Here is a 15,338-nt window from a genome sequence, read left to right on the forward strand (position 1 = left end):
GTTTAAATTACTCCACTTCTGTCATGGATCGCCAGATCGATTTGGCGGCAGATTGCAGGAAACCCGGCCCTTCCGATTTGCCTTCGTTGAACTCGAATACGTACCCATCAGGATCAGATACATATAGGCTATTCTGGCCTGTCGACATGCTTTGTCTGGATATAGCCACACCGCGCTGCTTCAACTGTTGCTCTGTCTGCTTTAATGAGCTGACAACCAGGGCGAGATTCATGGTTGTGGGGCGGCTGGCGTCTGATCGGCCTTCGATCAGACGAATCTGTTGGCCACCGCCAATTTCGAACCAGGCTTGCGAACTGGCTACTCCGCTGGGTACAGCTACGGGTTTCAGGCCAAGTACGTTATTATAAAATGGAATACTGGCGGCCAGCGATTTTACAGGCAGCACCACGTGGCCATACCGTTGAATGCCCAGCCGTCCCTGTCCGGCCGCTACCAGCGACACCAGCAAGAGTATGACCGTCAATCGTTGTTTCATACGTCGATAAGTTTCGTTTCGCAAGTTAGCGGTTGAGCAGGTACGTTCCCGCCGCCAGGCTGCAATTGACAGATGCCGAATGGGCACGTCTCCGTTGCATACCAGTTGCCAAAAAGTACGCTTATTCGACAACGTGACCCACAAACTGAGCTGTGTTATCGATGACGGCACCACCCCGACGAAACCCAAGCCCACAGGCTTCACCCGCAAAGAATACGCCTGCCTGATACCGATTGCCGGCTGCATCCTGCGGAAAATCAACGTATTGCTGGTAGATCGTGTCTTGGTCGCCGTAGTCACCATCAACCGTTTGCGTAATCTGACCGGCCGCGTCGAGAATACGCACGTTGGCTCCTTCGCGCCCGAACAGCACTTTCTCGACCGATGATTTTCCCTGCAACGGTTCTATATCCGTTTCAAGTAAAAGCGGGCTGTCGGGAAACAATTCCCAAAGAATCTTCAACATGTATTTCGACTGAAACAGCAGCGCATACGCCGGATTCAGGATGACCACTTTTCGTTGCCGGACCAGTTGCGTCAGAATCGCTGCGAGTTCGGGTTCGTCGTTGCCGATATATTCCCAGGGAATGAGCTTGAACCAGAAATCGAAGCGGGTGAAGGCCCCATCTTCGAAGCGATAAATGCCTTCTGTGGCTGAGAACTCTACTTCGTCGATGTAAGCGAAAGCGACGTCGAAGCCGGCTTCTCGGGCGGCTTCGCCCAGCAAGGCCACGTTGGCATCGTCTTCAGGTGAATCGCGCATGGCCGAGAGCAGAATTGTCGGCGTCAGGTCGTTGTTCTGCGCCTTTATTTCTTCGAATTGAGCTACCAGTGCCTCAAATACGGCGTTTACCTGCTGGCTTTCATCCAGATTGTTCGCTTTCAGGTGGGCGTATTGTACCACTGCCGTTTCGGGCAGGCAGGTAGCTGTATCCGCGTTGAATTCGATCAACTTCACTGGCTTGTCATCAACGCCACCGGCCAGATCAAAGCGGCCGTAGAGCAGAATATTCCGGTCGTCGTCCCACGAGTGGCGAATAAGGTCCACCAGATTTGCAGGAATGCCAAGTTCGGCAAAACGATCCTGGTCAATAACATGTTGTCCGGCTTCGACCAACATCTCGAACAGGCGGTTGGCAGCTTCGGCATAGCCCATTGCCTGCTGTACGTTCAGTTGAACTACCTCATTGGTCAGATAGGGCCGTGTATCGGTGCCCAGCATCCAGTCCCACCCAAGCTGGCGAAGTTGCACATCGGGCGATTGGGGGAGGGGTTTAAGTGAAATCATCAGGGTTTGTGGTTTGTCGTCTGTGGTTGCGTTGCTAATCTGCGGTACAACTGGTTTAGCAGCGCAACCACAGACGACAAACCACAAACTGTATCTGTTCTATCCCGAAAAGCCTCGTCCGCCGGAGCTGCGGCTGAAAAATCCGCTTCGGCCACCTGATGGGCGGCTGGTGACTACCCGCGACGAGGTAACGGTACGGCCAATCTGTTGCGACCGATTGTAGGTATTTGGATTCGTGTAAAAGCCTGAACTGTAGCGTTGTTCGTTATAACGCGGAGCCGTACTGCGCCCCAGCATATAGCCCAGTCCGCCCCACAGCAACGCATTGGAGAGCCCATTCGAATGGTGTTGTCCATACGATCCCGGGTCGTTAAAATACCGACTCGTCGATGGGTCATTCTGCACTAACTTTCGGGCTGCTTCTACGCTCAGTGTGTCGGAGTGGCCATCTTTGTAGTTTACGATCGCCCCGGATGCACTCGGTTCTGCTTCCGTTTCGTCGGTGATTTTAAATTCGCCGGGGGCCGTTTCAGTAATCACCGAGCGGACACCTTTTTTGAAGGTAACAGTCTCTTCCGCAGGACCGTCGCCATAGCTACCACCCGTCTCGTCGGAGCGGTTATTGCCACAGCTTTGTAGCATCACCGAGCCGTTGAGGAGGGCAATGGTGAGCGTAGTGCCCAGGGTTATGTCTTTAACGCGCCGTAACAGCGTGCCTTGTCGTAGTATGGTCATGAGTGATAACTGCCTGTCTGAATATACTAAACTACAATCGGCTATAGCTGGTTGCAATGGCTTTCGGGCAGGCGGTTGCGGGGCTTGGCAAGCGTAAACCAGACCGGTTGGACGGAGGCGTTACGCCTGTTTCGCAGGGGCTATAAAGCCAGCGAGCAGCCCGGCTAACTTACTGTTAACTGGCTGCTCGCTGGCTTTCTTTATGTAGCTATTGGTTGCTTACTTAAGTCGTCGGATACTGATTGGTACACATACGCTACCCACGCAATTGCATGATGCCGGGGCCAGGTACGTTATCGTTTGGGTGCCACAACCCGGTAGCGTGATGGTGACCGTGTGAACAAGCCCATCAGAAACCAGACCGTTGAAGGTGGCCACCGCCGTTGTAGCTCCTATTGAAGCGGGCACTACAAACGGCACGCTTCGGCTGCCCTCACTCACCGTCAGGGTGCCTGCTGTAGGATTGGTGAGCGTAACCAGCACCGTGTTGGAGTAGGTATTGGTGGCTGAAGCACATAAGCCAGGGGTAGCTACCGCACTCAGGCTACAGGGAGGCATCACCGAGCAGGACGCTGGCGCCGAGTAGGTGGTCGAGGCCGTTCCACAGTTACTGCCAACGACCGAAACGGTATGCGTTGCCCCATCACTTGTCAGGGTGGTGTAGCTGAAACCGATGGTGGTTGTACCCGCACTGGCGGTCAGCGACCGAACATAGCTGCCATCCGTTAGTGTCAGCGTCTGGCTGGTGGGGCTGTTGGCCAGGGTAATAGTACCACTCAGCACATAGAGGTTGGTGGCCGGATTGCAGTTGGTGCCGCTGGCCGTTACGGTGAGTCCACAGGCAGGTGTTATTGAGCAGGAGGCCGGGGCCGTATAAGTGGTCGTGGTGCTGCTGCAACCGGGTAGGCTAACCAGTATTGCGTGCGCTGCTCCGTCAGAAACAAGCCCGTTAAACACTGCTACATAGGTGGCTGAGCTAACAGGCGTAGTCACAAACGTTAAGCTCTGCGCCCCATCACTGACCGTCAGGGTGCCCGCCATGGGGCTGGTCAGTTGCACCACCGCCGTTGTTGAATAGGTATTGGTAGCGGTGCTGCAAAGGCCCACCGTAGCCGTAGCCGTCAGACTACAAATCGGTGCTACTGAACAGGACACTGGCGCGGTGTAGACAGTAGTTGTAGTTGAACAACCCGGCAGGCTAGCCGTAACAGTATGGCTCGCTCCATTAGAGATCAATCCAGTGAAGATCGCCGTAAAGGTGTTCTGACTGTTAGCCGTCGTAGAGAAGGCCAGGGTCTGTGCGCCATCGCTAACCGCCAGTGTTCCAGAAGTTGGGTTCATAACCGTAACAACAACTGTTGATGAATAGGTATTCGTAGCTGTCTGGCAGAGACCGGCTGTGATCACCGCACTCATGCTACAGGGTGGCGCTACCGAACAGGCCACCGGCGCTGTATACGTAGCCGTAGTGGTGCCGCAACCAGGTAAACTGACCGTAGCTGTGTGACTGGCTCCATCGGAGATCAAACCGCCAAACACCGCCGTAAAGGAGGCCGTATTGGCGGCGATTGTCTGGCTGATAGGGCCTGAAGCTCCGGGCAGCGTTACGGTTAGGGTTCCGGCCGAGGCATTGACCAGACTAACCACAACCGAAGCAGAGTAGGTATTGGTGGCCGAGGCACACTGACCAGCCGTTACTGCCGCACTGAGGCTACAGGGTGGTGCTGCCGAGCAGGAAACCGGGGCGGTATAGGTTGTACTCACTGGGGAGCAGGCCGAATCGGAATAGCTGGCTGTAACCGTGTAAGTCTGCCCCGTAGAGACCAGTCCGGAGTAGCTGAACGTACCTGAAGCATTGCCGACTGGCAGAGTAATGGTCCGGTTGGCAAAGGAGCCTGAGCTAATGATGAGCGTTCCGCTGGTAGGTACATTGGTGGCGGTAACACTGCCAGAGAGTACATAGCTATTGGTAGCCGACAGACACAGGCCCGGTGTAACAACCATATTGAGGCCGCAGGATGGTGCTACTGTACAGGCTGCTGGAGCGGTATACAGTGTACTATCTGTACCGCAACCGCTCAGTTGGGTACTAACAGTGTGACTGCCACTGCCAGACGTCTGACCCGCCAGCGTGAAGCTGACGGCTGTGGTACTGGTAGCCACCGAGGCCGTGGTGCTGAGTGCACCATCGGTAATTGTCAGGATACCTGCCAGCGCATTGGTAAACGACACCGTTCCCGTTAAGGCATATTGATTGGTAGCCGTGTTGCAGGCTCCTGGCGTAACAGCCACACTCATCTGCCCCCGGATAACCCGCACGGTGTCGCTGCAACCCACACCGGATGAGAGGACAAATTGATAGATACCATTAGCGGTCAGCCCCGTAACTCGCCGGAGTTTCCCGATGATGGTTGTACTGGTCGGGTTGCCTGGCACAGCCATCCAGGTTTGTCCGCTTACCATTGCCGAAAGGCCAGCATCGGTAGTTGGCGCACAGATGTGAACATCGGCTCCTGCATTGGGTTTAACACAAGCCTGCACCAGTACATTCACCGTCAGGCTGGCGTAACAGCCATTGTTATCAACGGTCACCTTATACGTACCTGCATTGGCGGTGGTGACGTTGGGAATGGTTGGATTAGCCAACGTGGAAACAAAATTATTGGGGCCAGTCCAACTGTAGGTGCCTCCACCACTGGCCGATAATGATAGGGTACCACCAACAGCTACAGGTGAATTGGAGGAAACGGTGGGCGTAAAGCCACAGTAAATACCCAGGTCCCAGGTAAGGTCTTCTTCCAGCGCATCGAGTTGGGTGATAGACGTAACATAAGCAGGTGCTCCCTGATAAGTCGTTACGGTACCGTCCGAATCAATGGTATCGTTGGTTCCCTGATTAGGCAGAGAAACCGAATAGCTGGTAGGGGGGAAAAATAGGGCGTAATAGCTACCGGCCGTCAGGTTAGGAAATAGATACTTGCCGCCGTTGCCGGTAACCGTAAAGCCAATCTCCGTGTCGGTGGCTGGATTGGATACACCGTCCCCATTATCCTGAAAGAGAATCACCTTTACACCATCAACGCCTTGTTCACCGGCATCCTGAATGCCATTGTGGTTGGTGTCGTACCAGACATAATCACCATAGTAAGCTGGGGCTGGGGCCGCTAATTCAATACCCACTTTGATGGGCTCAGCGGCTAACAGGCTGGTGTTGTTATCGGTTCGGGTGGCAACAAAGGCGAACGAGTTCCAGGCATTCTCACCGTTCGTAGGGGCATCTACGGGCGCTCGCATAGGCCAGGTTAACGCCAGTGAATCACCACCATTGAGCACGATTGAGCCAAAATCGAACTCAAGCGACTGTACCGTCGTGATATCGGTGGGGGGAACTGTACTCCAGTTGGCAACAGTGCAACCGGTTGGGAACGGCGACGGGTCCGTAGCCGCTTTCAGTTCGTCGCGGCAGGGGTTCTGAGCGGTGCTGTAGTAGACCGTGACACCCGCTGGCGCCGTGATTGGCCCGGCCAGGTTTGGCCGCCATTCCGTATTGCGGGCGCTTGGGTCAATTACACCCATATCACCGATAAATGGCAGAATATCCACGACCAGAATATTCTTCATGGGTACGTTACCTGTGTTTTTAACAATCAATTTATAATCAGCTTTTCCGCCGGGAACTGTGGTGCCCGACGCGGGATAGCGTGAGTAATCAGCATCTAACTGGCCCTTGACCCACTTAACGGATTCCATTGAGGCCGAAGCCGCCACCGTAATGCGGCAACTGCTGTACGACGTTTCTGAGGTTCCTATAATGTCGGTGGTACTTCCATTGTTATTTAAATCGTAGGTGTCGACTGCCGTAATTGGCGCACCGCCCAGATAATGGGCGAAGCTGCCAATATTTGTGCCACTGACGTAAGACCTCAGTTCCTGCCCGGAGGTGACACCGTTCGTTATTACGAATTTGGCACTAACCGACATATTTGTGCCATAAGGCAAAACGGTACCGGTGGGGAATGTCCAGCGCAGCAGGAATCGGCCGGTTCCTGCATAGTCAGGGATATACTCGAATGTAGGTGTAACGGTCAGGCTGGACGTACCGCTGAGGAATGTAGCGCTGCCAGGTACGTAGGTGAAGGCACCAGTTGGGCCGGGAAACATCATCAGCACCGGGTTTTCCAGATCGGCCCCGCCCTGGTTTGTCGACACGATAAGGCTGCTGGTCAGTACCTGTCCCATAGTGTAAGGAGCCTGACAGCCGGGCGAATGATAAGTACCCATCGCAACAATGGATTCTGTCGGGCGAGGTTTCAATGTAATTGTATTCTCGCAGGCAGTCCGGTTGGTTGGAAGGCTAGTCGTTGTACTGGTCCATTCTACGCAGTTTTGGACGGGCGTATCAACGGTAACATCAGTAGCGGGTGTGAAGTTGAAGCTAGGGCAGGTACCAGCGTAACCAGGCAACGTGGCATTGGGTGGAAAAGGCGACGTGAGTACTATCTTAATTTTCGTATAATACTCTGCTGGATTATTGGGGTCTGGCCCGGGCGATGGACCGCTTACCGGGCCGGTCGTCCAGGTAGTATTCAGATTTGTTTGGTATTCAAAATGGTCGATATAGCTATTGGTAGGGCTGAAGTTTTTTCCTGCATAGCGTAACGTAGCCGGTATGGTTTCAATAATCTCAGCATTGGTCAGATCAACGTTTCCTGTATTGGTGAAGTTGACGCAATAGTTGAATGTTTGTCCAGGATAAATATCTGTATTTACGCCGTAGCCCCGTGTTTTCTCAAGAACAGCGTTGACGATTGGCGCGGCTAAAACGAGCGACTCCTGCAAGTCATTTATACAGGCATCAGCAGAAACCCGGCTACCGTCGGTAACGGTAATTGGACTACCTCCCAGCGGAGTGAAAACCAGACTGGCTACATTGTTTACCGTTTGACCGGCAGTAAACCCGGATGCTGTATTGTATTTTACGCTGATACGAAGCTCGTACAAGTTAGATCGCCAGGTAGTAGTCCCTGAACGATTTACGATTATATCGGGAATCACTGCTGTAATGACTCCGCCACTTTGACTAATAGTCGTTGATACAGTACTGTTATCACCTAAATCAATCAATTGAGCACTGACAAACTGGGCTCCGGCGGGCAGGTTGTCGGTTAGTGTGATATTCGATGCATCTAAATAACCATAAGGTGCAAACCCGTAGCCTATATCATTGGCTGAAATGCGAATGGCATATGTTGTAACATTATCCAAAGCGCCTCCCCCTGTCAGGGTCTTTTTTGTGCAGATGTATGGAGCAGCGGTCACGGTTACCGAATTACTTTGCACTCCCGACGTAAAGCCTCCCGTGCTTGTCAGCTCCGCCGTAGTAGGCACAACAGTTCCGTTTGGGATCTCACCATTGTTAAGGACTAGCCCAACCTCTAAAACTCCTGTAGAGCCGGAAGGTAACGGGTCAATAAACGTGATGGTTATAGTTTTTGCACCTGGCGTATTATCGAAGACAAAATTGGCGACAGGAGCGTGTATAGTCCCTACTAAGCCCGTTACATCTATAATATTATCAGGAAGATTAATGACCGCCTGTACGCCCGAAGCATTCCCCGTGGTGCTGGATATGGAATAATTTAACTGCATGGTATACACGCTGCCAGCAGGAAGAGTAGTGACATTGTTTTTCTCCGTGTATTGGAGTGAGACTGTCACTTGAGCTTTCATTTGAAGACTCAATAGAAGTAATCCTATAAACCAGAACAGGGTAAACGACTTTGGCTTTATTTTAGTAGGCGATAGATGCATAATAAAGAGTGGTTTTAAGTGCCACGCCAGAGGAAGTGTACACTTGTTTAATCGAAAGGTTAGAAGGCTGTTGGCAGCTAAGAAGAAATTGACGACAAACCCAGGAGGGTATACTAGCGTACCCTCCTGCGGAGACTTGTCTGCTGATATCTATTGGTATGGAAGTCTTCCTGAATAACTGAAAAGCTTTTTAGAGCTTTCGCATGAAAAGGAAGGCGCTATTCGCCGGGAGGCAGAATAAGACAGGCTATTTATTTTTGATGATTGGGTTTCTCGGCAATACTGCACAATTGAGGCATCGTACGTCAAACCACATGCCACTTACTTATATGATAGCTTTGTATTATATACCGAAAACACTAAGTTGTTGCTAGTGCTGCAACAGTCTCAAAAAAACAAGAAAAACTACTTAGTAATAAGGGTTAGCCATTTTTAGCAACTTCCATACCAATATTTCTTGGTTGGCTAAATAAACTAAGGCACATTCAAATTATACAGCCTTTTTAAACGTATTAATATTTGAGTATAAATACACTGTTTGTGACTATGGACAGGCGATATTTTTTGTTAATGCCCCCCTTTGAGTTAGTGTCTGGTAACGAGCCAACTGACTGCCAACGTTTCATAATAGCAAAGCCGCCCTGACTCCAGAGCGGCTTTGCTATTATGAAACGTTGGCAATATGTATTATTTACCCCGCCAGCTCCATGGCCAGGAACTTGCCGGTATAGCTGCCTTTGGTTTTGGCTACTTTTTCGGGCGTGCCTTCGGCAATGATTTCGCCGCCTTTATTGCCGCCTTCCGGGCCGAGGTCAATAACGTGGTCCGAGACTTTGATCACGTCGAGGTTGTGTTCGATCACCAACACTGTATTGCCTTTATCAACCAGCTTTTGCAGCACACCCAGCAATAAGGCAATGTCCTGGAAGTGGAGGCCTGTGGTGGGTTCATCCAAGATGTACATCGTCTTGCCCGTATCCTTTTTCGAGAGTTCTTCGGCGAGTTTTACCCGTTGCGCTTCTCCGCCAGACAACGTCGTGGCATGTTGGCCGAGCGTGATGTAGCCAAGACCCACGTCGCTGAGGGTCTGCACTTTACGAATGATCTTTGGCTGGCTCTGGAAGAACTCAAGCGCCTGTTCAACGGTCATGTCGAGCACGTCGGCGATGGACTTCCCTTTAAAACGTACCTCCAGCGTTTCGCGGTTGAAGCGTTTGCCTTTGCAGGTTTCGCAGGGTACGTGTACGTCGGGCAGGAACTCCATTTCGATCTTCTTCATGCCCGCACCTTCGCAGTCTTCGCAACGTCCGCCTTTCACGTTGAACGAGAAACGGCCCGGCTTGTAGCCCCGAATTTTGGCTTCCGACAGTTCAGCAAACAGCGTACGGATTTCCGAGAACATACCCGTGTACGTAGCCGGGTTCGAGCGCGGGGTACGTCCAATCGGCGACTGATCCACCTCGATTACCTTATCCAGAAACTCCAGCCCTTCCACGCTCTTGTGCGGCATCGGCTCGCGCTTCGACTTGTAGAAATGGCGGTTCAACAGCGGGAACAGCGTATCGTGAATCAACGATGATTTGCCACTACCCGACACGCCCGTGATGCTGATCATGCGACCAAGCGGCAGTTTCAGGGTGGCGTTTTTCAGGTTGTTGCCCGTTGCGCCCTTGATGATCAAAAACTTGCCGCTGCCTTTGCGTCGCTCGGCAGGTACGTTGATGTTCGTCCGTCCACTCAGGTAATTGGCCGTGGTGCCGCCTTTCTGAATGAATTCGGTGGGTGTACCGTAGCTCACCACCTGCCCGCCATGCCGACCCGCGCCGGGACCAATATCCAGGATATAGTCCGATTCGAGCATCATGTCTTTGTCGTGTTCAACAACCAGTACGGTATTACCCAGATCGCGCAGGTTCTTCAACGATTCGATCAGTTTAACGTTGTCACGCTGATGAAGACCAATGCTCGGTTCATCCATAATGTACAGTACGCCAACGAGTTGCGTGCCAATTTGCGTGGCTAGCCGGATACGCTGCGCTTCGCCACCCGACAAGGTTTTCAGCGACCGGTTCAGTGTCAGGTAGTCCAGGCCAATGTCGACCAGGAAGCCAATGCGCTTACGGATTTCCTTCAGAATTTCTTTGGCAATGGTGTTTTGCCGGTCAGTCATCCGCGACTCAACATCAACGAACCAGTCGGCCAGTTCGGAAATGTCCATGTTGGCCAGTTCGGAGATATTCTTTTCGGCAATCCGGAAATACTGCGACTCCTTTTTTAAGCGAGCACCATTACATTCCGGGCAGGTATTGACCACCAGAAAATCGCGCAGCCATTCCTGAATCTTCTCGGAGCCCGTTTCCTGCTGCCGTTTCAGGAAATTGACAATGCCCTCAAATTTGAAGTTGTAGTAGTCCTCTCCGGGATGTTTTTTCGACGGAACGGCCGCTTCTTCTTCCGTGCCGTGCATCAACACGTGCAGCAACTCGGGTGGGTATTTGCTAACCGGCGTGGTCAGGTTCATCTTGTATTTTTTCAGGATGACCTCCACTTCCTTGAAAAACCATAGCTCGCGGTATTCACCCAACGGTGCAATGGCGCCCCGGCTAATACTCAGCGACTTGTCGGGAATGACCGATTCTTCGGTAATTTCTTCCACTACGCCAAGCCCCTGACAGGTGGGGCACCAGCCATAAGGCGAGTTGAACGAAAACGAGTTTGGCGATGGCTCGTCGTAGCTGATACCCGATTCCGGGTCCATCAGGTTCTGCGAGAAATAATGCAGTTTGTCTTTGTAATCAACTACCTGAATGGCCCCTTTGCCTTGCTTCAGCGCCGTGGCCACCGACTGACTAAGTCGGAAACGGTCTTCCTGCGTTGGAATCAGCCGGTCGATCACGATCTCGATATCGTGCACCTTGTAGCGGTCGACCTGCATTTTCGGCACAATATCCTGAATCACGCCGTCGACCCGCACTTTGGTGTAGCCGAGTTTGGCGATCTGCACAAACAGTTCGCGGTAATGCCCTTTCCGGCCGCGTACTACGGGAGCCAGCAGCGTTGTTTTCTTGTTGGCGTACTGTTCCAGCAGTGTATCCACGATCTGATCCTGCGACTGCCGAATCATTTTCCGGCCTGTCACATACGAGAACGCTTCACCCGCACGGGCGTAGAGCAGCCGCAGAAAGTCGAAGATTTCGGTAGTGGTACCCACCGTTGACCGAGGGTTCTTCGACGTCGTTTTCTGCTCAATGGAAATCACCGGGCTCAGTCCGTTGATCTTGTCTACGTCGGGCCGTTCCATATCACCCAGAAAGGAGCGGGCGTAGGCCGAAAAGCTTTCCATGTAGCGCCGCTGTCCTTCGGCGTAGATGGTATCAAATGCCAGCGACGATTTACCCGATCCGCTGATGCCGGTGACGACAACCAGCTTGTTTCGGGGAATGGAAACGTCGATGTTTTTGAGGTTATGTTCGCGGGCACCGAGCACGTCAATCTGCTCATAGCCGGTCAATTGCACGTCGGTAAGCGGTGAGCGGTCAGACTGGGTCGTTGGCTCGGCTGCTGGCGTAGTATGGGTCGTTTGTTGTTCCTGCGTCACGTGTTGTTCATTGGCCCAAAGCGACAGGGCTATTCTTAAGATCAACACCCAATGAGCAGGGGGAGTTTCCGCCAAATTCTATTTGATTCAGGTTAATCCTGATGCGCGCCGCCATACGTCAGCTCACCCGCTTTGATGGGCACTGCCAGCCGGTTGGCCGCCGGTGGAATGGGGCAGGCATAGCCCGATTTGTAGGCGCAGTACGGGTTGTATGCTTTGTTGAAATCGAGCATCAGTTTCCCGTTCTGAATCTGCCTGGTCCTGAGGTCGAGATACCGCCCGCCGCCGTAGGTTTCTTTGCCGGAGGTGGCGTCGGTGAATGGCAGAAACAGGTAATCGCGATACAGCGGATTGTTCGCCAGGCTCAGGCTTCTATACACCGTTAACTGGCATGGTTTGCCGTCGATGGTAAATGAGAGCGTGGCGTAGGGCGCTTCGGTAGCCGTTCTGGTGGCCATCGACGTCGGCAAGTCGACCGGTGCCATACGAGGGGTAAGCTGCACGGTGGCCGTCACGCGATACATGGAGTCGGGCGGGTAGAAACGAAGCAACGAGACAGCCTCCTGCGACTGCAACGGGCTACTTTTTGTGCTTAAAAACTCAGCCTTATACTGTTCGCGGTGCGCGGCAATTTGCTGATCGAACGCCGATTGCGCGCTGGCATTCAGGCTGGTCAGGGATAGCAGAAGAAGACAAAACTGCCTGGGTACGTTGTTCATCGCGTTACCGGCTTCCCTGTAAAGTCAGTTCAATCTGGCGGTTGTTGGCCAGCGATTTGCCGGGCTCCAGCGACTGGCTGACTACTTTGCCACGCCCCTGGGCCACCACCCGCAGGCCCCGATTTTCGAGTAGGGGCAGGGCATCGCGCAGGGGTAATCCGCGCACGTCGGGCACCTGATCTTTCCGAACAGGCATGCTTTTCCAGTCTCCGCCTGAGCCACGACGTACCCAGCCTTCGGCGGCGGGTTGGGTAGCGATGTTCAGTTCCGTGCCAATAGTGTGCAGGTCATCGGCATAGCCCGCACTCGCAAGCATAGCCCCCTGCGGCCGCTTATTTTTCCTCGCCCTCATCGGGGCGTGAATGTCTGTATCGTAGGCGTAAATACGGTCGGCTACGGCTTTAAAAACCGGGGCCGACACACTGCCCGCATACAGCAGATTAATGTTTTCACCACGCGGATTGTCGACCATGGCGATCATGCTGTACTTAGGGTGGTCGGCGGGGAAATAGCCGATGAATGAGGTGTAGTAATATCCTTTCTGGTACTTACCACCAATGATTTTCTGTGCGGTGCCCGTCTTACCCGCAATCGAATAGTTGGTATCCAGGATATTGCGGGCTGTACCGTGCGTCACAACGCCTTCCAGCATTTTCTTCACCAGCCGAATGGTTTCAGGTTTGGCAATCGGGTTGGGCGATACATAGGGCTGCGTTTCCTCGACCACCTCGCCCGCCAGTTTTACCTGCTTCACCAGCATGGGACGTACCCACTTGCCATCGTTGGCTACGGCATTGTAAAACGTCAGCATTTGCAGAGGGGTAAGCTGCATTTCGTATCCATACGACATAAAGGTGAGCGAGGTCTTGCTCCAGCCTTTCATATCAGGATTACGCATGAAAGGTGGTGCCTCGCCTTTCATATGAATACCCGTTGGCCGATTTAAATGAAATTTTCGGAGGTACTGGCAATACAGGTCAGGGCGGGCGTAGAAGTAGCTCTGCATCATCATATGGATGCCCACATTCGATGACTTTTCAAACACCTGCTGGGCGGTGAGGCTACCCGATGCACCACCCTTCGAGTCGGCCACTTCAACGCCGTAATAGTGAACCGCATGATCGCCGGTATGGACCATCTTGCCGGGATAAATTGCTTTTTCTTCCAGCAGGGCTATCATCGTAGCCAGTTTGAAGGTGCTGCCGGGGTCGGTGCGGCCTGCCAAAGCATGGTTGAAGTTTTCGACGTACCCGTCGCCGTCTTTCGTCAGGTTGGCCAATGCCCGGATTTCGCCGGTCTGCACGTCCATCACGATCACGCATCCTTTGTCGGCGTTGTACTTCACGAGCGCCTTCTTCAGGGCCGTCTCGGCAATATCCTGAAAGTTTATGTCGAGGGTTGTGTGCAGGTCGAGGCCGGGCTCGGGCTTCATGTCGGGGCCATCGTCAACGGGTTTTTTCACGCCTCCGGCCAGCACTTCAACCAGACCTACGGCATTCTTCCCGGCCAGAACGGGCTGAAAAGAGGCTTCAAGGCCCATTTGTCCCTGCATGTTGCGCGGGTTCAGGTCGCCCACTGTTCGGAGCGCCATTTGCCCATACGGATGATAGCGTTCGTAGTAAGCCCGCAGGCCGCCACCCCGGGCAGAGAGCTTTTTGGTTGACCGGAAAAATGGCCACGTCAACAGCTTTTGCCGTTCCTGAAACGAAATACGGCGGTGATTGAGCAGTAAGTATTTACGGCCACTAAGCCGCGCCGCCCGGATCAGACTCGTGTACTCGTTTGCCGATTTATCCCGAAACAATCCCGACAGATGCTTGCCCAGTGAGTCTACTCTACTGTTGAAATAAGCGTCTTTGGCCACGCGCGGGTCAATGCCAACCTCGTAGGTAGGCAGCGAGGTGGCCAGCAGACTTCCGTCGCGGGCGTAAATGTCGCCGCGTTTGGCCCGGAGGGTATCCTGCCGAATCTGAAACCCTTCAATTCGGTCGTGCCAGTACTTGGCTGTCGTTTCGCCTTTCTTTTTGAATGTGGCGAAATACTGCATGTAAACCAGTCGACTAATGATCGCCACGCCCAGCAACACCAAAAAGTAGAAGGCGTGCCGCGACCGGATGAGGAATTCTTCTTTGATGTTCATGGGAAAAGTTTACTGTTTTCCGTTGCCCCGCCAACGTACCTGGCTTTGCTTTAGCCACGCAACAGAAGACAGTAAACAGATTGTTAGTCGTTGACAATCAATTTGGTTGGTGGGCTTTGGCTGTCGAGCAGGCTATCGGCCAAAACACGTTTGCTCAGTTCAGATTGCTTACTACTTCGGGCCAGATCGGCTTCAAGTGTAGTAGCCTGCGAGCGAAGTTCATCCACATCGGTACGGGTACGGTGAATTCGACGAACCAGGCGTTCGGCATTGTGATTCAGACCGATATATACGACCAACAGCAGCGTTACCCACAGAATACGGTTGATGTTTCGGATGGGCCAGGCATTGTCTGAGCCAAACAGCCGATCAAATCCCATCACCTCGTTGATCCAGACAGCGAGGCGGTTGGGCTTCCGTTTACGCCGGAGCGGCTTCACCGGCGGCTGATGTTTGAGTGTGTTAAGGGCCATAAAAACAGTTGATAAGTCTTCTGCCTCCTGTTCTGTGCTACACTGCTTACAAACGTTAGGTACGTTGCCTGACAGCAC

General features: G+C 53.0%; 8 protein-coding genes. All 8 read right to left on the bottom strand.

What is annotated here, in order from left to right:
• Nucleotides 1-7: 7 nt before the first annotated feature.
• A complete protein-coding gene (locus tag ACFE8Q_RS00665) occupies nucleotides 8-496 on the bottom strand; it encodes a VOC family protein (protein WP_375443422.1) in 489 nt (162 codons plus the stop codon).
• 121 nt (nucleotides 497-617) lie between these two features.
• A complete protein-coding gene (locus tag ACFE8Q_RS00670; protein ID WP_375443423.1) occupies nucleotides 618-1,784 on the bottom strand; it encodes a glutathionylspermidine synthase family protein in 1,167 nt (388 codons plus the stop codon).
• A gap of 99 nt (nucleotides 1,785-1,883) precedes the next feature.
• Nucleotides 1,884-2,519 carry a hypothetical protein gene (locus ACFE8Q_RS00675; RefSeq protein WP_375443424.1) on the bottom strand — a complete coding sequence of 212 codons (636 nt, stop codon included), beginning with the start codon at nucleotides 2,517-2,519 and terminating at the stop codon, nucleotides 1,884-1,886.
• A 219-nt stretch (nucleotides 2,520-2,738) separates the two neighbouring features.
• Nucleotides 2,739-7,907, bottom strand: a complete 5,169-nt coding sequence (locus ACFE8Q_RS00680; RefSeq protein WP_375443425.1) for an SdrD B-like domain-containing protein — start codon at nucleotides 7,905-7,907, stop codon at nucleotides 2,739-2,741.
• A gap of 1,114 nt (nucleotides 7,908-9,021) precedes the next feature.
• Nucleotides 9,022-11,847: an excinuclease ABC subunit UvrA gene (gene uvrA, locus ACFE8Q_RS00685; protein WP_375444346.1), complete on the bottom strand. Its 2,826-nt coding sequence runs from the start codon at nucleotides 11,845-11,847 to the stop codon at nucleotides 9,022-9,024.
• A 173-nt stretch (nucleotides 11,848-12,020) separates the two neighbouring features.
• Complete coding sequence (locus tag ACFE8Q_RS00690) at nucleotides 12,021-12,647, bottom strand: DUF1684 domain-containing protein (RefSeq protein WP_375443426.1); 627 nt, start codon at nucleotides 12,645-12,647, stop codon at nucleotides 12,021-12,023.
• Nucleotides 12,648-12,651: 4 nt separating this feature from the next.
• Nucleotides 12,652-14,787 carry a penicillin-binding protein gene (locus ACFE8Q_RS00695; RefSeq protein WP_375443427.1) on the bottom strand — a complete coding sequence of 712 codons (2,136 nt, stop codon included), beginning with the start codon at nucleotides 14,785-14,787 and terminating at the stop codon, nucleotides 12,652-12,654.
• Between the two features lie 83 nt (nucleotides 14,788-14,870).
• Nucleotides 14,871-15,260, bottom strand: coding sequence for an FtsL-like putative cell division protein (locus tag ACFE8Q_RS00700; RefSeq protein WP_375443428.1), 390 nt, complete (start codon nucleotides 15,258-15,260; stop codon nucleotides 14,871-14,873).
• Nucleotides 15,261-15,338 lie beyond the last annotated feature (78 nt).

Source organism: uncultured Fibrella sp. (assembly GCF_964250085.1).
GTDB lineage: Bacteria > Bacteroidota > Bacteroidia > Cytophagales > Spirosomataceae > Fibrella.